Annotated in this window: 24 protein-coding genes; 12 read left to right on the plus strand and 12 right to left on the minus strand. The window is 59.9% G+C overall.

Annotated features, from left to right (window positions below):
* The first annotated feature begins 174 nt into the window (after positions 1-174).
* The 5 genes from D1224_RS07645 to dnaQ are packed head-to-tail and all read left to right on the plus strand — an operon-like array spanning position 175 to position 3,725.
* Entirely contained in the window at positions 175-1,008 is an 834-nt protein-coding gene (locus D1224_RS07645; RefSeq protein ID WP_182482212.1) for a pyruvate, water dikinase regulatory protein, read from the plus strand.
* A complete protein-coding gene (locus D1224_RS07650; protein WP_119379296.1) occupies positions 1,005-1,604 on the plus strand; it encodes a Maf family protein in 600 nt (199 codons plus the stop codon). Before D1224_RS07645 ends, D1224_RS07650 begins: the two co-directional genes overlap by 4 nt.
* Positions 1,601-2,422 (plus strand): shikimate dehydrogenase family protein, encoded by an 822-nt coding sequence (locus tag D1224_RS07655; RefSeq protein ID WP_119379297.1) that lies wholly within the window; start codon positions 1,601-1,603, stop codon positions 2,420-2,422. The genes D1224_RS07650 and D1224_RS07655 overlap by 4 nt, the downstream gene beginning before the upstream one ends.
* A complete protein-coding gene (gene coaE, locus D1224_RS07660) occupies positions 2,419-3,024 on the plus strand; it encodes a dephospho-CoA kinase (RefSeq protein ID WP_119379298.1) in 606 nt (201 codons plus the stop codon). Before D1224_RS07655 ends, coaE begins: the two co-directional genes overlap by 4 nt.
* Complete coding sequence (dnaQ, locus tag D1224_RS07665; RefSeq protein WP_119379299.1) at positions 3,021-3,725, plus strand: DNA polymerase III subunit epsilon; 705 nt, start codon at positions 3,021-3,023, stop codon at positions 3,723-3,725. The genes coaE and dnaQ overlap by 4 nt, the downstream gene beginning before the upstream one ends.
* A 33-nt stretch (positions 3,726-3,758) precedes the next feature.
* Here the strand turns inward: dnaQ and secB are convergent, their stop codons facing one another.
* Complete coding sequence (gene secB / locus D1224_RS07670; RefSeq protein WP_119379300.1) at positions 3,759-4,307, minus strand: protein-export chaperone SecB; 549 nt, start codon at positions 4,305-4,307, stop codon at positions 3,759-3,761.
* Positions 4,308-4,433: 126 nt separating this feature from the next.
* Here secB and D1224_RS07675 point away from each other — a divergent pair, with 126 nt between their 5' ends.
* The 3 genes from D1224_RS07675 (at position 4,434) to D1224_RS07685 (ending at position 6,935) form a co-directional block, all read left to right on the plus strand.
* Positions 4,434-5,039, plus strand: coding sequence for a Tim44/TimA family putative adaptor protein (locus D1224_RS07675; protein WP_119379301.1), 606 nt, complete (start codon positions 4,434-4,436; stop codon positions 5,037-5,039).
* Between the two features lie 75 nt (positions 5,040-5,114).
* Positions 5,115-6,416: a murein transglycosylase A gene (gene mltA / locus D1224_RS07680; RefSeq protein ID WP_119379302.1), complete on the plus strand. Its 1,302-nt coding sequence runs from the start codon at positions 5,115-5,117 to the stop codon at positions 6,414-6,416.
* A 9-nt stretch (positions 6,417-6,425) separates the two neighbouring features.
* Positions 6,426-6,935: a Smr/MutS family protein gene (locus D1224_RS07685; protein ID WP_119379303.1), complete on the plus strand. Its 510-nt coding sequence runs from the start codon at positions 6,426-6,428 to the stop codon at positions 6,933-6,935.
* Here D1224_RS07685 and hisE read toward each other — a convergent pair.
* From hisE to hisH, 4 genes are read right to left on the minus strand one after another with little or no spacing between them, the layout of a single operon-like run.
* Positions 6,932-7,288: a phosphoribosyl-ATP diphosphatase gene (gene hisE / locus D1224_RS07690; RefSeq protein ID WP_119379934.1), complete on the minus strand. Its 357-nt coding sequence runs from the start codon at positions 7,286-7,288 to the stop codon at positions 6,932-6,934. The two genes, D1224_RS07685 and hisE, sit on opposite strands and share 4 nt — an antisense overlap.
* A 20-nt stretch (positions 7,289-7,308) precedes the next feature.
* Positions 7,309-8,067, minus strand: a complete 759-nt coding sequence (gene hisF / locus D1224_RS07695; protein ID WP_119379304.1) for an imidazole glycerol phosphate synthase subunit HisF — start codon at positions 8,065-8,067, stop codon at positions 7,309-7,311.
* Positions 8,068-8,811 (minus strand): 1-(5-phosphoribosyl)-5-[(5-phosphoribosylamino)methylideneamino]imidazole-4-carboxamide isomerase, encoded by a 744-nt coding sequence (gene hisA / locus D1224_RS07700; RefSeq protein ID WP_119379305.1) that lies wholly within the window; start codon positions 8,809-8,811, stop codon positions 8,068-8,070.
* On the minus strand, positions 8,811-9,452 hold the full coding sequence (gene hisH, locus D1224_RS07705; protein WP_119379306.1) for an imidazole glycerol phosphate synthase subunit HisH: 642 nt from the start codon (positions 9,450-9,452) through the stop codon (positions 8,811-8,813). The genes hisA and hisH overlap by 1 nt, the downstream gene beginning before the upstream one ends.
* A gap of 107 nt (positions 9,453-9,559) precedes the next feature.
* On the opposite strand from hisH, the gene D1224_RS07710 reads away from it, so the two are divergent.
* Positions 9,560-10,996, plus strand: a complete 1,437-nt coding sequence (locus D1224_RS07710) for an amidohydrolase (RefSeq protein ID WP_119379307.1) — start codon at positions 9,560-9,562, stop codon at positions 10,994-10,996.
* Between the two features lie 23 nt (positions 10,997-11,019).
* On the opposite strand, the gene hisB is transcribed toward D1224_RS07710, so the two are convergent.
* Entirely contained in the window at positions 11,020-11,616 is a 597-nt protein-coding gene (hisB, locus tag D1224_RS07715) for an imidazoleglycerol-phosphate dehydratase HisB (RefSeq protein WP_119379308.1), read from the minus strand.
* Between the two features lie 199 nt (positions 11,617-11,815).
* Between hisB and D1224_RS07720 the strand changes: the two genes are divergently transcribed.
* The 3 genes from D1224_RS07720 to hslU are packed head-to-tail and all read left to right on the plus strand — an operon-like array spanning position 11,816 to position 15,643.
* The gene (locus D1224_RS07720; RefSeq protein ID WP_119379309.1) at positions 11,816-13,720 is read left to right on the plus strand and encodes a putative bifunctional diguanylate cyclase/phosphodiesterase; all 1,905 of its coding nucleotides are present in this window, start codon (positions 11,816-11,818) and stop codon (positions 13,718-13,720) included.
* A 52-nt stretch (positions 13,721-13,772) separates the two neighbouring features.
* Positions 13,773-14,339 (plus strand): ATP-dependent protease subunit HslV, encoded by a 567-nt coding sequence (gene hslV, locus D1224_RS07725; RefSeq protein WP_119379935.1) that lies wholly within the window; start codon positions 13,773-13,775, stop codon positions 14,337-14,339.
* The gene (hslU, locus tag D1224_RS07730) at positions 14,339-15,643 is read left to right on the plus strand and encodes an ATP-dependent protease ATPase subunit HslU (protein WP_119379310.1); all 1,305 of its coding nucleotides are present in this window, start codon (positions 14,339-14,341) and stop codon (positions 15,641-15,643) included. Before hslV ends, hslU begins: the two co-directional genes overlap by 1 nt.
* On the opposite strand, the gene D1224_RS07735 is transcribed toward hslU, so the two are convergent.
* The 6 genes from D1224_RS07735 to D1224_RS07760 form a co-directional block, all read right to left on the minus strand.
* On the minus strand, positions 15,633-15,983 hold the full coding sequence (locus D1224_RS07735) for a winged helix-turn-helix transcriptional regulator (protein ID WP_119379311.1): 351 nt from the start codon (positions 15,981-15,983) through the stop codon (positions 15,633-15,635). The two genes, hslU and D1224_RS07735, sit on opposite strands and share 11 nt — an antisense overlap.
* 160 nt (positions 15,984-16,143) lie before the next feature.
* Complete coding sequence (locus D1224_RS07740; RefSeq protein WP_182482213.1) at positions 16,144-16,875, minus strand: PhyR family response regulator anti-anti-sigma factor; 732 nt, start codon at positions 16,873-16,875, stop codon at positions 16,144-16,146.
* Between the two features lie 108 nt (positions 16,876-16,983).
* Positions 16,984-17,982 carry an adenosine kinase gene (locus D1224_RS07745; RefSeq protein WP_119379313.1) on the minus strand — a complete coding sequence of 333 codons (999 nt, stop codon included), beginning with the start codon at positions 17,980-17,982 and terminating at the stop codon, positions 16,984-16,986.
* Positions 17,983-18,055: 73 nt separating this feature from the next.
* Positions 18,056-18,706: a fructose-6-phosphate aldolase gene (gene fsa / locus D1224_RS07750; RefSeq protein WP_119379314.1), complete on the minus strand. Its 651-nt coding sequence runs from the start codon at positions 18,704-18,706 to the stop codon at positions 18,056-18,058.
* Between the two features lie 51 nt (positions 18,707-18,757).
* Positions 18,758-19,708 (minus strand): UDP-glucuronic acid decarboxylase family protein, encoded by a 951-nt coding sequence (locus tag D1224_RS07755; protein WP_119379315.1) that lies wholly within the window; start codon positions 19,706-19,708, stop codon positions 18,758-18,760.
* On the minus strand, positions 19,708-21,012 hold the full coding sequence (locus D1224_RS07760) for a UDP-glucose dehydrogenase family protein (protein ID WP_119379316.1): 1,305 nt from the start codon (positions 21,010-21,012) through the stop codon (positions 19,708-19,710). Before D1224_RS07760 ends, D1224_RS07755 begins: the two co-directional genes overlap by 1 nt.
* Positions 21,013-21,079: the final 67 nt, after the last annotated feature.

Below are 21,079 nucleotides of genomic sequence, written 5' to 3' on the forward strand. Positions count from 1 at the left end.
GGTTCATTCACGCCGAAAGAACAGCCCGTGAATCCACCCTGTGAGCGTCTGTCGAATGTGGAATTGTGGTGAAAGCCTGCGGGCTGGAATCTCTATCCACAGCCACTCCACAGGGGTTGTCGATTCATTCAAGACGCGGCAGGGTCCGGCCGTTCACTAACCAGCGGAGCCGCAATGCGCCCGAGTATATTCTTCAATGTCCATCTCGTATCGGATTCGACGGGTGAGACATTGAATGCAGTGATGCGCGCTGCGGCTGCACAGTTCGAAAACGTCACGCCGCTTGAGCACAATTATTACCTCGTCCGCTCGGAGCGGCAGCTAGAGCGAGTCATGCGGGAGATCGAGTCCGCCCCCGGTGTTGTCTGGTTTACCATTTCCGATGAGGACCTTCGCCTCAAGCTCGAACAGTTCTGCCGCGCGCGTCACATCCCGACCCTCGCCGTTCTCGACCCGTCCATTCACATGCTCAGCCGTCATCTCGGCGTGACTGCCAGCGACAGAGTCGCGGGCCAGCACGCACTGAATGCCGAGTATTTTGAGCGGATCGAAGCCATCAACTTTGCACTGGCCCATGATGACGGTCAGAACCTGCAGGGGCTTCTCGCTGCCGATGTGATCCTTCTGGGTGTCAGCCGCACATCAAAGACGCCAACCTGCGTGTATCTTGCCAACCGGGGGGTGAAAGCGGGCAATATCCCGCTCGTGCCTGGTATGCCGATGCCGCCAGTTCTCGATGAAATTGACCCCGTAAACGGCCCGATGGTCATTGGCCTGAAGATCGGTGTCGAACGCCTTGTCCAGATCCGTAGCCAGCGTCTTATAGCGCTGAATGAAAACTCGATCACCGACTATACCGACGAAGAAGCGGTCCGCGCTGAGGTGACTGAGGCGAGCCGCCTTTTCCAGCGCCGCAAATGGGCCGTTATCGATGTGTCTCGCCGCAGCGTGGAAGAAACCGCGGCCGCGATCCTCAACAAGCTCAATCAGAGGCACCAGCAGGAATGAGCGCCCAGACAGTTATCCTCGCATCCGGGAGCGAAAGCCGCCGGCGCCTGCTCGCTAATGCTGGCGTCGAAGCCGAAGCTATTCGTCCGAATGTCGATGAAGACGCCGCGAAGGCGACTTTCCGTGCCAGCGGCATGCGCGTTGCCGACCAGGCCATGCAGCTGGCAGAGCTGAAAGCCGTAAAGGTTTCACAACGCATGCCGGGTCTTGTCATTGGCGGCGACCAGATGCTGAACCTTGATGGTGAGCCGATCGACAAGCCAAGGGATATGGCAGACGCTGGCAATCATCTTCGCAAATTTTCAGGCAAGACCCATCGGCTGGAAACGGCGATTGTCATTGCCGAAAACGGTGAGCCTGTCTGGCGTCATCTTTCTGCGCCCAAACTGACTGTCCGCCCACTTAGCGAAGACTTTATCGCGTCCTACCTCGAGGCGAGCGGGGAGGGCCTTCTGAAGACAGTTGGCGCTTACATGCTGGAAGACCTTGGCGCGCAGCTCTTTACCCGGATCGAGGGTGATTACTTCACCATTCTCGGTCTGCCACTTTTGCCGCTACTGGATTATCTGCGAACGCGCGGTGTCCTGCAGTCATGATCCGCCTTGCCGTTATTGGTGATCCTGTCGGTCACTCGCTCTCACCGCTTATCCACATGACTTGGATCGATGCGCTGGGGCTGGAAGCGTCCTATGAATCGATCCGGGTTCCCGATGGCGAAACCGCCGCCGCACTTGATGACTTGGAACAACAGGACTTTCAGGGTCTGAACGTCACATTGCCGCATAAGCAGGCCGTCCTTGCCAAAGTTACTGCAACCTCGGCCGCAGTAAAAGCTATCGGTGCTGCGAATACGCTTTCCAGACTGCCTGGCGGCGGTTGGCACGCGGACAATACAGACGCGCCGGGTCTCATCGCGGCACTTGCTCGCATCGGATTCGCTGACTTTAAGGGCAAAACGGTCCTGGTGCTGGGCGCAGGCGGGGCTGCTCGCGCTGGCCTCTTCGCACTGGACAGGGCAGGGGCAGACATCATCCTGCTCAATCGCACAGTTGAGAAAGCAGAACAGGTCCTCACCGAATGCTGCTCGCGCGCTCACCTTTCAGGGCCGCTGGATGCTTTGGCTGAGCATGCAGGCCGCGCCGACTTCGTTATCAACACGACGAGTGCTGGTCATGGCGGTGCCCACATTCCGCTTCCGGCAGGCGATGGCCGTCTCTTCTTCGATATGACCTATGGCAATCCGGCGGCTGTCCAGCTTGCACACGCCAGGGCGCAAGGCTGGAAAACCGAAGACGGCCTCGGCATGTTGGTCGGACAGGCGGCAGAAAGCTTCTCGATCTGGTTCGACGGCGTAAGGCCGGACATCGATATCGCCCTTGCAGCTTGCCGCGCGTCGCTGGAGCAGAATTTATGATCATCCTTGGACTTACCGGCTCGATCGGCATGGGAAAGAGCGCCACCGCAGCGATGTTCGCCGATGGCGGCGTCCCGGTCTATGACGCGGACGCGGCTGTTCATTCCATCTATGAACAGGGGGGTCTTGCCGTTGAACCGCTGGGAGAGCGTTTCCCGAGCGTTATTGTAGAGGGTGCCGTCAGCCGCCAGCGCCTTCGTGACATCGTGATGGAAGACCCTGACGCGATGAAGGATCTCGAAGCGATCGTCCACCCTCTCGTCGGCCAGACCCAGATCGAGTTTCGCACATCGGCGCTCAAATCGGGGGCAGGGCTCGCCGTGCTTGATATCCCGCTCCTTTATGAGACGGGCGGCGACAAGCGTTGCGACTATGTTGCGGTCGTTTCCGCCCCGCCAGAGGTTCAGCGCGAACGGGTGATGGCACGGAAGGAAATGTCTGAATCCGACCTTGAAAAGATCGTCGCCAAACAGGTCCCGGATGCGGAAAAACGCGCCCGTGCGGACTTCATCATTTCTACAGCCTTCGGTTTCGATTTCGCCCGAACCCATGTAAACGCGATCATCCACTTGCTGACCAAAATGGACAGGGAAGAGAGATGAGCCAGCCCCTTCGCGAGATTGCTTTCGATACCGAAACAACCGGCCTTGATTGGGCAGGTGAAGACCGGATCATTGAGCTTGGCGCCGTCGAACTCATCAATCATGTCGCGACAGGTCGCACTTTCCATGAACGTATCAATCCGCGCCGGTCTGTGTCTGCCAAGACGGTGGAAATCACCGGCATCACGGATGAGATGCTGGTCGACAAGCCCTTTTTCGAGGATCCGCGCATCGTTGATGCATTCCTGGAGTTTGTCGGCGACTCGACGCTGGTCGCACACAATGCTGCGTTTGACCGAGGCTTTCTCAACGCAGAACTCCAGCGATGTGGCCGGGCAGAAGTACCGCTAGAGCGCTGGGTCGACACGCTGGATATAGCAAAGAAGCGTCACCCTGGCGCGCCCGCCTCGCTGGATGCGCTCTGCAAACGCTACAGCATTGGCCTCGAAGCGCGGACGCTTCACGGGGCGCTGCTTGATAGCCAGCTGCTCGCAGAAGTCTATCTCGAGCTTCGCGGTGGGCGCGCGCGTGCGTTTGATTTCTCGAACAGGGATGAAAGCGACGGCGAGGCGAGCTTCCGCCGGGCGCGGGTTCGCCCCGAGCCGCTTGCGTCACCGATTACAGGCGCAGAACAGGAAGCCCACGCGGCCTTTGTGGCAACGCTTGGAGATAACCCGATCTGGGCGCGCTACCTGAACTAGGCGGCGCGACCCAGTAAGTCGGACTTCAGAAAATTAATTCTCGGTTTCCTTGTTTTCGGTCTCACCGGCCGGGGCAACTGAACCATTGTCGCCGGGCGTGGCTTCTGCCGGTGCGCCATTCACGCCCTGCTGCATGCGGGAGCGCTGCTGGCGATAGAGTGCGGTGAAGTCGACAGGGTCGATACGCAGTGGCGGAAAGCCGCCTTCCTGGGTCAGGTCTGCAACCAGACGGCGCGCAAACGGGAACAGAAGACGCGGGCACTCGATCAGTAGCATGGCTTCTGCATCAGCTTGTGACGCGCCCTGCAGCTGGAACAAACCTGCATATTCGAGCTCAACGAGGAAAAGCGCCGTTTCCTTGGTGCCGGCGCGCGCGTTCAGTTTCAGGACAACTTCAAAGATGCCTTCGTCGCGGTTCTGCGTGTTCGCCTGCACATCGATGCCGAGATCGACATTTGGCTGCTCATTCAGACGCGCGCCCGGATTTTCGAACGAAAGGTCCTTGATGTACTGGTTCAGGACGCGAAGGCTCGGGCCAGTCGGTTGTTGTGGCTGTGCAGCGGTGTCTGTCGTATCTGACATTACGGCGAAATCCTCTCGAAAACTGGGTTTTGCGCCTATCATGCGACCCCTGCTTGAGCAACAACGGGTGGCATAGGTCAAAACGTGACTATATGAGTCCGTACAGACCCCCTCCACGGAGACGAGATGTCCTCTTCGATGATCGAACTACTGCTTCTCACCGCAATCGCCGTCTTCGTTGGCTGGCGACTTTACACCACGCTTGGCAGCGATGCTGGCCCTCCTGAAGGGCGTCCGCGTGATCAGAAGCCAGCCGTCGGTAACAAGCCCGCCACCCCTGCGCGTGAGAACACGGCAGGACTTCGCCCGGCCTTCACCGGTCCGGCGGCAAGCGGTCTCGAAGCGATTCATTCGGCCGATTCAAGCTTTGATCCGAAGGAATTCCTCTCGGGGGCCCGTTCCGCTTACGAAATGCTGGTCAAGGCGTTCGCAGAAGGTGACCGTGAAACGCTCGGTCAATGGCTCGACACCGATGTGTACGAAGCCTGGGATGCGGCCATTGCTGAGCGTGAGAAAACAGGCGCTGAAGCACCGCAACTGCTTCGCCTGAAGCGGAGCGAAATCGACGCGGCCGACCTCGATGCCGGTGGCACCGCCCGGGTCACAGTCCGTTTTCAGTCTGAACTCGGCATCGGCGACATGACGCGTACGTCCGAAGAACTCTGGACGTTCATGCGCGACACTTCGACGGATGATCCGAACTGGCTGCTGGACGACGTCGACACGCCGTAGAAAGCTTGCGTGGCGTCAGCCACGCTGAGACTTTCAGGTTGTCGATCCGGTCGAAACCCGGCAATTCTTGGCACCATGATGAGACTGACTGGCCTTATTCTGGCTGCCTGCCTGACCGCGTCCTGTGCGACCAATCCGGATTCCGAAGACGGCGAAAGCCTACCTTATGGCACGGCGCATCGCGATGTCTCCATGAGGCATCCTGCACCGACCCCGCGCTCACGACAGCCGGATGAGCGCCCACCAGAAAAAGAGATCGCCCCGAATGCCGCGCGCCAGGCACCGCCCGCGCCCGCGGCGTTCGCAAGCCTACCGGGATGGGACGAGGCCAGACTTTATCCGGGTGTAATGGCGCTGCGCAAAAGCTGCACGGTTTTTCGAGAAGGCGCGGCCGATGCGCCCATTTCATCTGTCGCTCCGTGGGCCGGCAGCACGATGGATTGGTTGCCAGCCTGCGCGGCCCTGGAAGTCGTCGAGGACGAAATTTCTGCGCGCACCGTGATGCAAACCCTTTTCCGACCGGTCGAAATCGACGCGCCAGACGGAAAGTCGCGTTTCACTGGCTATTTCGAACCCGTCTACGAAGCGCGCACCACGCCGGAACCTCCCTTCACCGAGCCTGTGCCAGCCTATCCTCAGGACCTGGAACGCGAACGTGGCGTCGGCATTTTCCAGCGCCTGCCTGATGGGACGCGCCGGCCCTATCCTGACCGCAAGGCCATTACCGAAGCGGGTGTTGAGCCGCTCGCCTATGCGCATCCGGCAGATGTCTTCTTCCTGCAGATCCAGGGGTCAGGAAAACTCGTCTTCCCGGATGGCACCACGATGAAGGCCGTCTATGCCGCGCACAATGGCCAACGTTTCGGCTCGACCGCCAACTGGTTGCTCAATCGCGGCTGGATTTCGCGCGGCGAAGCCTCGATGCAGGGCATCCGCGCCTGGATGGACCGGGCAACCCCCGAACAGGTGCGCCAGGCCATGAATGCCAATCCGCGCTACATCTTCTTCACGCTCGAAGCGCCTGAAGAGGGCGAGACAGGCCCGAAGGGGGCGATGGGTGTTCCGCTGACGCCGCTCGGCTCCGTTGCAATCGACCGGGAGCACAACCCGATGGGTGTCCCCATGTTTATCCAGACGACGGCGCCCGGCCTCGGCGGGGACTGGTCCGGCATGCTGGTTGCGCAGGATACCGGCGGCGCGGTGAACGGTCCTGTGCGCGGTGACATCTATTTCGGAACGGGCAAGGAAGCGGGCGAACGTGCAGGCACGATGAACGCGCCAGGACGCCTCTGGGTGCTCTTGCCACGCGCAGTCGCAGACCGCATTCCGGGGATCGATGCCTATGCCGACCTTGGCCGGAACCCTCCGGCCCCCTAAATCGGGCCAATGAGCGACCGCCCCCTCCGACCTGACGAAAAGAAAGCCTGGGAACAGGTTCGTCGCTCTGTGCGCCCGCTTGGTGGCAGCAATTCCGCGCCCCGTCCGCGCGCCCCGGCGATCACGAGGCCGGTCCTCGATAAAACACCCTCTGAAAACACCACCAGTACACCGTCACTGCACCGTCCAGCCACTCCGGCGGCACCCCGCGACCGAAGCGCCGACAAACAGGTCCGCCGCGGCAAGATTTCCATTTCAGCCCGATTTGACCTGCACGGACACACACAGGCATCGGCCTGGAGTGCGCTGCCTGCCTTTCTCGCCCGCGAACAGGCGCGCGGCAGTCGCACCGTCATTGTGATTACAGGCAAGGGCAAAGCAGGCGGCGGCGTCTTGCGCCACAATTTCCTGCGCTGGGTCGAAATGCCCGAGGCCCGCGTGCTAATCACTGGATATGCCGGCGCCCATCCGCGTCATGGAGGTGAAGGCGCGTTCTACGTATTCCTCAGAAAACGCTAGTCTTTTCTAATGCGGGCGGCTTTCTCGGCAAGGCCGGAAACGCCTCTACGCTCGGCCAGCGCATCGGCGACCATATCCAGCGAAACGCCCTTCGCCCGCAGGCCAACAAGCAGGTGAAACAGCAGGTCTGCTGTCTCGGAGGCCACTTCCTTTCGGCCCTGCGCGGCAATGGCGAGGGCCACTTCGGCGCCTTCCTCGGCGATCTTCTTGCCGCACCGGATGGGGCCCGAGTTGATCAACCGCGCCGTATAGCTCTTTTCGATATCGCCCCCGACCCGGCTATCCACTGTTTTGGAAAGCAGGGCGACGAGCTCGTTCAGGCGTTTGGCAGAGCCGAGTTCGGTCTTCGACATGTCGTTTTGTCCAGTCGTCATTAGAGGGGGCGCACCGGTGCACCGGCGTCTGATAAGGCTTTGCGGGCCTCATCGAGGCTAACTTCGCCAAAATGGAAAATCGAGGCAGCAAGGACGGCTGTCGCACCGCCTTCCAGTATTGCCGGGGGCAAATCAGCCGCGGACCCGGCACCGCCCGAAGCGATCACGGGAAGATTTACCGCTGAGGTGACCGCTTTCAACAGCGCTATATCATAGCCCGACTTGGTGCCGTCCCGGTCCATGGAGGTGAGCAGGATTTCGCCAGCCCCGCGCTTCTCGGCTTCGCGCGCAAACGCGACGGCGTCGATTCCGGTTGGTTTGCGACCGCCATGGGTAAAGATTTCCCAATGATCGCCGGCCTGGCGCGCATCGATGGCAACGACGACCGCCTGACTGCCTGCACGCGCGGCACATTCCGAAATCACTGCCGGGTTAGCGACGGCTGCCGAGTTGATTGCTACCTTGTCGGCGCCAGAGCGCAGCAGTTGAACGAGATCATCGCCGCTTCGCACACCTCCGCCCACGGTCAGCGGCATGAAGCACTGTTCTGCCGTGCGCCGGACAACATCCAGCGTGGTGCCGCGCCCTTCATGGCTTGCCGAAATATCAAGGAAGCAAAGCTCATCGGCCCCGGCCTCGTCATACGCCTTGGCAAGCGCGACCGGATCGCCTGCATCACGCAAGTCGACGAAATTGACGCCCTTCACAGTGCGTCCATCCTTCACATCGAGGCAGGGTATGATGCGGGACTTCAGCATTTAGCGCGTTCCTGCTGCCTGCATGGCTTCAGCCGGATCGATATCACCATCGTAGAGCGCGCGGCCGAGGATCGTCCCGGCAACGGCATGATCGCCGCCAGCATTCCGAAGATCTGTAATGTCTTTCACGCTGGCAAGGCCGCCGGACGCAATCACGGGAATCGAAACGGCATTCGCCATCTTCGCAGTGAAGTCGACATTGATGCCGCTCTTCATGCCGTCGCGCGAAATATCGGTCACGACCAGTGCAGCGACGCCGCAGCCTTCGAACTGCTGCGCCAGCTCTACCGCTTCCATGTCGGACGTTTCAGCCCAGCCTTCGACGGCGACGCGTCCATCGCGCGCATCAATGCCAACGACGATCTGGTTCTCGAAGGCTTTCGCGGCGGTCTTGACCAGTTCCGGGTCGCGCAGGGCGGCCGTGCCAAGAATCACGCGGCTGAGACCGGCATCGAGCCAGGCTTCGATCTGCGCCAGCGTGCGAATACCGCCGCCAAGCTGGACCGGCACGTCGACCGCAGACAGGATCGCGCGAACCGCGTCGCCATTCGCGCTATCGCCAGCGAATGCGCCGTTGAGATCTACGACATGCAGCCGGTCAAAGCCCATCGCCTTGAAGCGGGCAGCCTGATCAGCCGGGTCCGGATTGAATGTCGTCGCCTGATCCATCTCGCCGCGCAGAAGGCGCACGCAATTACCATCCTTGAGGTCGATGGCGGGCCAGAGCTCGAAAGGCATCGTCATTACGGGCTCCATTGCAGAAAATTGGCGAGAAGCTTCAGACCGACACGCTGGCTCTTCTCGGGGTGAAACTGGGTTGCGACCATGTTGGCGCGGCCGATCACGGCGGTCAGCGGGGTGCCATAGTCAGTCTGCGCCAGCACATCCGCCTTATCCTTCGCCCTGAAGCTGTAGGAATGGGTGAAATAGACATGCGGATCGTCGCCAAGGTCACTCAGGACCGGGTGAGGGCGCAATTTCTCCAGACCATTCCAGCCCATATGCGGAATCTTGAGGCCGGGCCCGGGTTCAATCCGGTCAACATCGCCAGCGATCCAGTCCAGCCCGGCTGTCACGCCGTCTTCCAGCCCGCGCGTGGCCAGCAATTGCAAGCCGACGCAGATGCCAAGGAAGGGCACGCCGCGCTGCATCACAGCTTCGTTCAGCGCCTCGACCAGACCTTCACGGGAAAAAAGTCCACGTGCGCAATCTGCAAAGTGACCAACCCCCGGCAGCACGATCCGGTCCGCCTTGCGTACGGCGTCCGGGTCATCAGTCACGCGGACTGATGCGCCGCCCGGGCATGCTTTCCCGGCTTCATTCAGGGCGCGTTCGGCTGAGTGAAGATTGCCGGAGCCATAATCTATGAGAACGAGATCGGTCATCGTCTGCGCTCATAGCGATGCGTGAGCCGAAGTAAAAGTGGGCTTGGCTTGATTGATGCGAATGGGTGAAGCAAGGTCGCGCATCAAATCACACTGGAGACCATTTCATGCGCCTGATTCCCTCGCTTCTGGCCGCTGGTATTGCATCGGCCGCGCTGGCCCTGCCGGCCGCTGCTGACCCATCGACTGACACGGCTAGCTCACTCGTTGAGCAGCGTTCGGAGATGATTTCCGAGATCGCGATGAGCCTCTGGGACTGGGCCGAAGTTGGCTATCAGGAGAACCGCTCCTCGCAACTCCTCCAGGACCAGTTGGCCGCTGAAGGATTCACGATTGATGCTGGCGTGGCCGATATTCCGACCGCTTTCATCGCTGAATACGGCTCGGGCGAACCTGTGATCGCGATCCTCGCGGAGATGGATGCGCTGCCGGGTATCAATCAAAGCGCCAGCCCTGTCCGCGAGCCTATTGAAAACAAGCATGCGGGTCAGGCCTGCGGTCATAACCTCTTCGGGGCGGGGTCCGTCTCAGCCGCCGTCGCCATTCGTCACTGGCTTGAAGATAATGACGCGGCTGGCACGATCCGTCTCTATGGCACGCCAGCAGAAGAGGGCGGTAGCGGCAAGGTCTACATGGTCCGCGCCGGTCTCTTCGATGATGTCGACATCGCGCTTCACTGGCATCCGTCGGATCGCAACTCGGCCGCCGCCTCCACCACGCTGGCGAACCGGTCGGCCAAGTTCCGCTTTTCAGGCCAATCCGCGCATGCGGCTGGTGCACCAGAGCGTGGACGCTCAGCGCTCGACGGCGTCGAGGCAATGAACATGATGGCGAACATGATGCATGAGCACATCCCGCAGGATGCTCGCATGCACTATGTCATCACCTCAGGCGGCGAAGCGCCGAACGTGGTGCCCGACTTTGCAGAGGTCTTCTATTATGTCCGCCATCCTGACCCTTCAGGCGTCGAGCAGATCTGGGCGCGCCTGGAAAACGCAGCCCGCGGCGCTGCCATGGGCACCGGCGCGGACGTCGACTGGGAAGTCATCCACGGCAACAACCCGTTGCTCGTCAACGAAACGCTGGCCAAGATGATGGACAGCAAGCTGCGCGAATTTGGCGGAATTACCTACACGGCTGAAGAACAGCAGTTCGCCGAGAACATCGCCTCCACCTTCGATAATCCACGCAATGAGCTTGGCTCGGAAGAAGAGATCCAGCCTTATGACGTTTCGCTCGGCTATGGCTCAACAGATGTGGGTGATGTCTCATTTGCGGCCCCGACTGTTGGCCTGCGCACGGCGACCTGGGTGCCCGGTACATCGGCGCACAGCTGGCAGGCGGTTGCAGCCAGCGGCATGTCGATCGGCGAAAAGGGCACTGAGCTTGCCGCGAAGACCCTGACGGCGGCGGCGATCGAGCTTTACCAGAACCCGGAAATGGTCGAAGCGGCCAGGGAAGAGTTCGAGGAAAAGCGCGGTGAGAATTACGAGTACAAGTCACTGCTCGGTGACCGTGAACCGCCGCTCGACTACCGGAAATAAATGAGAAACCGCGAAGGGCAGCCCTAGAGGCTGCCCTTTGTCGATGCTGGTTTGCCGCCGAGGCGTTCATCAGGCGTGGTCGCCATGCGCAGGGCACGGGCGGCAGCCTTGAAGCAGCTTTCTGCGATGTGGTGATTGTTCTCGCCGTAGAGGTTCTCGATGTGCAGGCACATGCCGCCATTACCGGCAAGCGCGTGGAAGAACTCTTTGAAAAGCTCGGTATCCATGTCGCCGATCTTGTCGCGCCGGAAATCGACTTTCCAGACGAGGTAGGGCCGCTTGCACAGGTCTACCGAAGCGCGGCTCAGCGTCTCGTCCATCGGAATATAGGCATGGCCAAACCGGGTTATGCCGGCGAAATCGCCCAGCGCATCCTTGATAGCCTGACCGATCACAATGCCCGTATCCTCGACCGTATGGTGCGCGTCGATATGCAGGTCGCCATCGGCCTTCACGTCTAGGTCAATGAAGCTGTGACGAGCGAATGAATCGAGCATATGGTCGAAAAAGCCGACTCCGGTCTCGACCTTGGCTTTGCCCGTCCCATCAAGATTCACCGTGACCTTAATATCGGTCTCGCGTGTCGTGCGGGTAATCGTGGATCTACGCGTATTTGTCATCGCTGCCTGAGATAGTTCGTGTTCGGGTCAAGTGCTACTGCAGATTTGTTCACGGATTTCTAAAGTTTATCACCGATTGTCCGTCTAGCGCAGGAAAGTAACCGCGTGAACACGGGGGTGGCATCTGTATAGGACGTCTGCATCTGAACGGTTTTTGTCGCGGATAAGTTTCGCGAACGCGGTACCTATTGCGGCTGCCTTGCTTGCACTTATTGCGGCAAGCGCTGTTTCTATCCTGTTTCTTGTATCTGCAGAACATGCGGCTTCTGACAGATCCGACCGGATCGCCGCGCGCGTTGCAGATGGCATCTATGTAGAACTTGCTTTCGGCAATCAAGCCAATGCCGATGCGGTCCTGGACCGACTTTCGCCGGGGCGCGCTGCGGCGTTTGACCTCGACGGAAACCTGATCGCTGGCGAAGCGTCGCCGGAGGTGTTGCAAGATGGCCGACGTTATCCAATCGCGTCAGCGGGCGATGTACGCGGTGAACTTGTCATGCTTCGTGCGCTGCCCGGAATGATGGTCCTCTCGTTGCCTGTCGTGGTCGGCGTGATCCTCCTCTTGACGATAATCGTCTATTTCTTCGCCAATTTCCTTGCCCACCTCGTTTCCCAGCAATCAAACGAGATCACGAGTCTCGTATCACGCACATCGCTGAAGCAGGGCCTTCCCGAGTCTGAAAAACCTGTCCTGTTCGCCGAATTCCGCCGCTTGCGCACCACATTGGTCAGACGGATCCAGCAGCTTCAGCGCGAGAATGAACGTCTCGTGAGCGCGGCTTATATCGATGAGCGTACCGGGCTTGGAAACGGCGCGGAGCTGACGCGTCAGTTGACACAATTCATCTCCCGGTCCTCATTTGAGTTTCCGTCGGCCTTTATCCAGATCGACACCGAACCGATGCAGCTGGAGGGCGACCACCAGGACACCGCTTTCGTCCTTGAGGTCCAGTCCGCAATCTCCCGCCGGATCATGAATTTTCTCAGCGAGCAGCAAGCGGCTTATAGCCTGCCTGACGGACGCTGGCCTGGCTTCGCGCTCGCTTCCGACGATTTCGGCGTCCTTCTCGACAGGGTCGGGCCGCGTAATGAGATCAACCGGATTGCCAAGTCGCTGCTGCTCCGGCTGAAAGAGCCATACACAATCGGCGGCAAGAAGGTGACGTTCACAGCCTTCGCTGGCGTGGCCATGATTCCGGAAGACGGTCAGAACCCTCAGGATATCCGTAAGCGCGCTTATACCGCTCTTGTGCAGGCCAAACGCACTGAAGGCGCGGAGATGCAGTTCTACTCGCCCAAGCTCGATCGCCAGACCGCTGCGCGCAAACGCCTTGAATCGGAAGTGCGGACAGCCGTTGAGCAGAGCGCTTTCACACCAGTTTACCAGCCCAAGGTCGATCTTGCCACGGGGCGGATTGTCGGCGCCGAAGCACTGGCGCGCTGGCAACTTGATAGCGGCCGCATCGTGTCGCCGGGTGTCTTTATACCTGTGGCCGAAAGCTGTGGTCTGATTGGGGACATTGGCGAGCAGATCGCCCGCAAGGCCTGTATAGGCGCGGCCAAATGGGCCGAGATGGGCTATACTGACATCTCGATCGCGGTGAACGTGTCTCCTCGCCAGTTCGAGAATGATGATCTCGGCACCATGCTCATCGACGCAATGACGACGGCCGGCCTTCTGCCGCGACTTTTGCAGCTGGAGATAACGGAAAGCGTCGCAGTGACGGACCCGGAGCGTCTGCGAGACGTGATCGGACCGCTCAAATCAATGGGCGTGCGTCTCGCGATTGATGATTTCGGCACCGGCCACTCCAACCTCGCCATGCTGGGCCGCCTACCATTTGACGTCTTCAAGATCGACCGCGCCTTCATTTCCAGCCTGCACACCGACAAACAGGCCCCGGCGATTGTCGAGATGATCCTCGGCATGGCCGAAACGCTGGGCATGGAAACCGTGGCTGAAGGTGTCGAAACCGACGACCAGCTGCAATTCCTGAAGCGTCGCGGTTGCGACCAGTATCAGGGTTTCCTGTTCAGTCCGGCGGTCGGTCTGGAGAAATTCATCGAGATGGTTCGCCGCAACAGACAGCCAGCCGCAGCCTGAGAAAGCGCCGTGCCTCTTGCAGAGGCAGGACCTGCGCGCCACATCTGCGGGCGTGACCGATCAAGACAGACAGAATTCAGCGCTATGGCACGGGACAACGATCCTTGCCGTGCGCACGAAAGACCACGTCGTCATACTGAGCGATGGCCAGGTGTCGATGGGTCAAACCGTGATGAAGGGCAATGCCCGCAAGGTACGCCGTCTCGGCAGCGGTGACATCCTTGCGGGGTTTGCTGGCGCAACCGCCGATGCCTTCACTCTTTTCGAGCGCCTTGAGCAGAAACTGGAGCGGTTTCCAAACCAGTTGCAGCGCGCTGCCGTTGAGCTTGCCAAGGACTGGCGGACAGAAAAATACCTCCAGAAGCTGGAAGCGCTGCTGATCGTGGCTGACCGCGACGCGACGCTGGTCATCACGGGCGCTGGCGACGTGCTGGAGCCAGAGCACAATGTCGTCGCCGTGGGCTCTGGTGGCAATTATGCTCTGTCGGCTGCCCGCGCGCTTTATGCTTACGAACCGGATGCCGAAAAGCTTGGCCGCCAGGCCATGGAAATCGCGGCCGACATCTGCGTTTACACGAATTCGAACTTCTCGATCGAGAAACTGGACCTGCACGACTGATGGATATCTTAACCCCTAAGGAAATCGTCGCCGAACTGGACCGCCACATTGTCGGGCAGGGCGATGCCAAACGCGCCGTCGCACTCGCCCTTCGTAATCGCTGGCGCCGCAAGCAGGCGCCTGACGACCTTCGCGACGAAATCACGCCGAAGAATATCCTGATGATCGGGCCAACCGGTGTCGGCAAGACCGAAGTCTCCCGCCGTCTTGCCAAGCTCGCAAATGCACCCTTCCTGAAGGTAGAAGCGACGAAATTCACCGAGGTCGGCTATGTTGGCCGTGATGTCGAACAGATCATCCGCGATCTGGTCGAATCTGCGGTCGGAATGGTGAAAGCTCAACGCCGCAAACAGGTCGAGGAACAGGCCCGCGAAGCTGCAGAAAAGCGCCTCCTCGATGCCCTTGTTGGTGAAGATGCCCAGTCTTCTACGCGCGAGGTCTTTCGCCGCAAGCTGCGCGACGGCGAACTCGATGACCGGGACATCGATATCGAGCTGCAGGACACAGGCACGGGAATGCCCATGATGGACATTCCGGGTGCTGGCGGCTCCATGGGCATGGTCAATCTGGGCGACCTGCTCGGAAAGGCGATGGGCGGGCGCACCAAGCGCGTTCGCACGACGGTCCGCGATGCCTACAAGCCCCTGATCGACGAAGAGGCCGACAAGCTGATCGATGAGGAAAGCGTCACCCGCGAAGCGATCCGCCTTGTGGAATCCGATGGCATTGTCTTCCTCGATGAGATCGACAAGGTCGCCGGTGGCAGTAACCGCAGCGGCGCCGACGTCTCTCGCGAAGGTGTCCAGCGCGACCTGCTTCCGCTGATCGAGGGCACGACTGTCTCCACCAAGCGCGGCCCGGTCCGTACCGACCATATCCTCTTCATCGCCTCGGGCGCATTTCACGTGTCAAAGCCCTCCGACATGCTGCCAGAGCTACAGGGCCGCCTGCCGATCCGGGTGGAGCTGAAGGCGCTCAGCAATGCGGACATGCGACGCATCCTGGTGGAGCCTGAAGCCTCGCTCATTCGCCAGCATCAGGCGCTCATGCAGGCCGAAGGTGTCGAATTGCAATTCGACGACGCGGCCATTGACGCACTGGCAGATGTAGCCGTTCGGGTGAACGACACGGTTGAGAATATCGGTGCACGACGTCTTCAGACAGTGCTGGAGCGGCTTCTGGATGAGATCAGCTTCACAGCGAACGACCGCAAGGGCGAGACCGTCACGATTACCGCTGACTATGTCGATGCCCAGTTATCGGATCTCGCGGGTAACACCGACCTGTCGAAGTTCATTCTGTAGCGTTCGGCCGGGCTGAACGCCTGATCGGCAAATGCGTGCGGCCCCAGTCCCGGAATGTCTCCAGAGCGGGCGCGAGCTCTCTGCCGCGCTCGGTCAGGATGTAGTCATAGCGAACGGGCCGCTGCTGATAGGGCTTCTGCTCCAGCAGGCCTGCTGCGACGAGCCGTTTCAGCCGGTCTGCTATGATGTGCCGCGTCGCGCCAGTTGAACGGGCAAACGCCTCAAACCGCGTCTCGCCAAGCAGGCAGTCACGCAGGATAAGCAACGTCCACCTCTCCCCGACGAGGGAAAGCGTTCTGGCAACAGGGCACCAGTCATCTTCAAGCGCACGCCATTTCATGAGTGAACGCCTTAGACTGATTTGCGCGACGGGCGAAGTTTGTGCAGCTGGTTCTATTTAAAAGGGAACGGTTCGCGACAGGCACGCATAGGGCTCGTGAAAGCACATGCATTCCTACCCAGAACCCATCAAACTGGCCGGCGATTTCGCCGGCCTTTTTTTATTGTGCGGTCATACTTTGTATCAGCGCCTGGCTGACCACTGCTTTCACCATGTCTGGCCGAAACGGTTTCGCGAGCAGGTAGGCTGGCTCACCACCGCGGCCTGTCAGAAGTTTCTGCGGATAGGCGGTGATGAAGACGACGGGGATGCCCAGCTCTTCTGTAATGATGGCGGCAGCATCGGCCCCTGATGAGCCATCGGCCAGCTGGACGTCGGCAAGGAGCAGATTTGGCTTGAGGGTGCGGCAGCTTTCGACAGCCTGGTCTCGCGTCACTGCCTGGCCGACCACGTCGTGGCCAAGTTCGCTGACGATCTGGGAAATGTGAGCCGCAACGAGTGGTTCATCTTCCATGATGAAAACGCGGGTCTGAAGCGAGCGTGTAAGTTCTTGCTCGGCTTCCACCATCAACGCGCCAACTTCGTCAGTCGGGCACCCAAGGATGGTGGCAGTATCGTCGACTTTAAACCCTTCCATGGCGGTCAACAGCAGGGCGCGGCGTGCGCGAGAGGCCGGATCAGGCTCGGCCCCGGCTTTGGCCTCCGGCAGAGCTTCGCGAATTGCAGTCTCAAGATTGCAGAAGAAGCCTACCTTGTCAGTCGCCGGATCTTCTGCGGCGATGAGAGAAGCAATAGCGACTTCGACGATCGCATCGCCGCGCTGGCTGCTTCCGGTAACGGCCCGTGCATAACGGCGCAGGTAAGGCAGCTCTCGTTCAAGATTGTCTGCCACGCCCATCTATACACCTGTTTATCTTGTTGGCCCGATTAAGCCTCAAACAGGTTTAGAAAAAATTAGCCGTACTGCGCGCTGCACATCAGCGTGCAGTACGGCCTGCTTTTACATCTTGATGTCGGCTTTGCGGGCAAGCTCCGCCAGCGAAACCTCAGGACGTGGACCATAGTGCGAAATCACCTCAGCGGCGGCGATATGGCCGAGCTTCGCGCAGGTTTCGAGCGGCAGGCCGCGGCTCACACCGAATAGAAAACCTGCAGCGTACTGGTCGCCCGCACCGGTCGTATCGACTACCTCGTCGACTGGCTCGGCGGCGACAGCGACGGCACCTGCCGGACTGATCACGACAGAGCCCTTCTCGGACCGCGTAATGGCGGCGAGGCCAGCATCGGCCTGCATCCGCTCAACCGCTTCGTCGAAATTGTCGGTCTGATACAGCGATAGCGCTTCGTCCTCATTGGCGAAGACAAGGTCGACATGGTTCTTGATGAGGTGAAGGAAGCTTTCGCGGTGACGCTCTACGCAGAAGCCGTCCGACAGGGTGAGCGCGACCTTGCGGCCTGCAGCCTGTGCGATCTCGGAAGCATGGACGAATGCAGACTTGGCGTCTTCCTGGTCGAACAGATAGCCTTCCAGGTAAAGAATGGCGGCGTCTTTCACCATCTGCTCGTTGACGTCGCTCGCTGAGAAGAGAACTGACGCACCGAGGAAGGTGTTCATGCTGCGTGCGCCATCAGGTGTAACGAAGACGATGCAGCGCGCCGTTGCAGGGCCATCCTCGAGCGCTGGCGTATCGAACGGGATACCGCTGTCATTCATATCCTTGCGGAAAACGTCACCAAGCGAGTCCTTTGCGACCTTGCCGATATAGCCGGCCTGTCCACCGAAGCTCGAAACGCCGACAATCGTATTGGCGCCAGAACCGCCCGAAAGTTGCGGGCCCTCAGGTGCGGCATCGACGAGCGCATCAGCACGCTCCTCATCGATCAGCGTCATGCCGTTCTTGCGGATATCATGCTGCTCCAGGAAGGAATCCTCGACACTTGCGAAAACGTCGACAATCGCGTTTCCAAGGCCAACGACGTCAAATCGGGTATCGGTCAAAACTTACCTCAGTTTTCTATAGGTTCGGGCGCGAAGCCCGTTGGATGGCGCCCAGGGACAGGCGTGGTCGCTATCAGATCTTGATGCCGGCTTTTTCGGCATCTGCAAGAAATGCGGCGAGGCCCTTATCCGTCAGCGGGTGGTTCGCAAGGCCCCGAAGCACGTTTGGTGGCACTGTTGCCACATCGGCACCCGCAAGTGCTGACAGCTTCACATGGTTCGCATTGCGGATCGATGCGGCCAGGATTTCGGTCTCGAAGCCGTAATTGTCATAAATGACGCGGATTTCCTCGATCACTTCCATGCCATCGATATTCATATCGTCCAGCCGGCCAATGAAGGGCGAGATATAGGTTGCGCCTGCCTTGGCCGCGAGAAGTGCCTGATTGGCCGAGAAGCAGAGCGTGACGTTCACCGCGGTACCCGCATCGCTTAATGTGCGGCAGGCTTTGAGACCATCCATGGTCAGCGGCAGTTTCACGGCCACATTGGAAGCGATCTTCTGAAGCTTGCGGCCTTCGCTCACCATCGTGTCAAAGTCGGTCGCGACGACTTCGGCGCTTACATGGCCTGCCGTTAGGTCGCAGATCTCAGCGATCACGTCAGACATGGCGCGGCCGGACTTTGCGATGAGCGACGGATTGGTCGTCACGCCATCGATCAGGCCCGCCTCGGCGAGTGAGTTAATCTCATCAGTGTCTGCTGTGTCGACGAAGAATTTCATGTGGGCCTCCTGCGCATCTGTTGGCGCTTTAGCAATGATGGGCCCATCGGGCTAGACAGCCGCGTGCAGCTCTCTGAAATAAGCGATGGTCTTCTCTAGCCCGTCGCGGAGTTTCACCTGCGGCTCCCAGCCGAGCGTGTTGCGGGCGCGGGTGATGTCCGGCTTGCGTTTGCGCGGGTCATCCTGCGGCAATGGCTTCTGGACGAGCTTTGACGACGTGCCGGTCATCTCAATGACAAGCTCGGCCAGTTCCTTGATGGTGAACTCGCCCGGATTGCCGAGATTGATAGGGCCGGTGACCCCGGTATCCGTGTTCATCAGGCCGATCAGGCCGTCCACAAGGTCATCGACGAAACAGAAGCTGCGCGTCTGGCTGCCATCGCCATAGATGGTGATGTCTTCACTGCGCAGCGCCTGCATGATGAAGTTGGAAACGACGCGCCCATCATTCGGGTGCATGCGCGGGCCATACGTGTTGAAGATGCGGGCGACCTTTATCTCCACCCCGTGCTGGCGGTGATAGTCGAAGCAGAGTGTCTCGGCGCAGCGCTTGCCTTCATCATAGCAACTCCGCGGGCCGATCGGGTTCACATTGCCCCAATAGCTTTCTTCCTGCGGATGGATTTCCGGGTCGCCATATACTTCGGACGTCGAGGCCTGGAGGATCCTCGCCTTGGTCCGTTTGGCGAGGCCAAGCATGTTGATCGCGCCATGGACCGACGTCTTCGTCGTCTGCACCGGATCGAACTGGTAATGGATCGGGCTTGCCGGGCAGGCCATGTTGTAGATCTGGTCGACTTCCACAAAGAGCGGGAAGGTCACATCATGGCGCATCAGTTCAAAGCGCGGATTGGCCATGAGGTGCGCGACATTGCTGCGCGTACCCGTGAAGAAATTGTCGACACAGAGAACTTCGGCCCCCTGATCAAGCAGACGCTCACACAGGAAAGAGCCGATGAAACCGGCACCGCCGGTGACCATGATCCGGGGTGCCAGATGCATCAGGGACGCCCCACGCTGATATAGGTGAAGCCTCGTTTGGCCATGTCCTCGGGCGAATAGATATTGCGAAGGTCAACGACGATATCGCTCTTGAGGGATGCCTTCACCCGATCGAGATCAAGCGCGCGGAACTGGTCCCACTCGGTGATGATGACCATGGCGTCTGCGCCGTCGATGGCCGCATATGCGCTCTCTGCATAGTCGAGGCCGGAGAGAAGCTTCTCTGCTTCGTGCATGCTTTCCGGATCGTAGGCCCTGACCGTTGCGCCCGCTTCGGTGAGCGCCGGAATGATGTCGAGTGACGGGGCGTCACGCATATCGTCTGTGTTTGGTTTGAAGGCGAGACCGAGCACGCCAATGGTCTTGCCCTTCACATCGCCGCCAACCGCCTTGATGACCTTGTCGGCCATGGCGCGCTTGCGGGCAGCATTGACCTCGACAACCGTATCGACGATGCGCACCGGGCAGCCAGCATCATTGGCCGTCTTGGTCAGCGCGAGCGTATCTTTCGGGAAACAGGAGCCACCATAGCCGGGGCCCGCATTCAGGAATTTCCGTCCGATCCGGCCATCAAGACCAATGCCGCGAGAGACTTCCTGCACGTTGGCACCAACGGCTTCGCAAAGGTCCGCCATCTCGTTGATGAAGGTGATCTTCACTGCCAGGAAAGCGTTCGCCGCGTACTTGATAAGCTCTGAGGTACGACGGCTGGTGAACAGGATCGGCGTCTCATTCAGGAAGAGCGGGCGGTACAGTTCACGCATCACTTCGCGGGCGCGCTCGCTATCAGTGCCGACGACGACCCGGTCCGGGATCTTGAAGTCCTTGATCGCGGCGCCTTCGCGGAGGAATTCGGGGTTGGAGACGACAGCAAAGTCAGCATCCGGATTGGTCTCACGGATGATGGCCTCGACCTCATCGCCCGTGCCGACAGGAACGGTCGACTTGGTCACGACGACGGTGAAGCCGTCCATCAGCTCTGCGATTTCCTTGGCAGCTGCGTAGACATAGGAGAGGTCTGCATGACCATCGCCGCGACGGGATGGCGTGCCGACTGCGATGAAGACCGCGTCGGCACTGGCGATTGCGTCTTTCGCTTCGGTCGTGAAGGCCAGGCGGCCCGCTTCGACATTCTGGGCGACCAGCGCATCGAGGCCCGGCTCGAAGATGGGGATCTCGCCCTTGTTCAGCCGGTCGATCTTGGCCGCATCCTTGTCGACGCAAGTGACCACGTGGCCGAAATCGGCAAAGCATGCCCCACTGACAAGGCCGACATAGCCTGTTCCGATCATCGCTACACGCATGGCTTCAGTCCTGTTTTACGTTGCTGCCACGAATTTGCGGCGAGGGGTGCGATTTTTGTGCCATCAG

Source organism: Henriciella barbarensis (assembly GCF_003576345.1).
Taxonomy (GTDB): domain Bacteria; phylum Pseudomonadota; class Alphaproteobacteria; order Caulobacterales; family Hyphomonadaceae; genus Henriciella; species Henriciella barbarensis.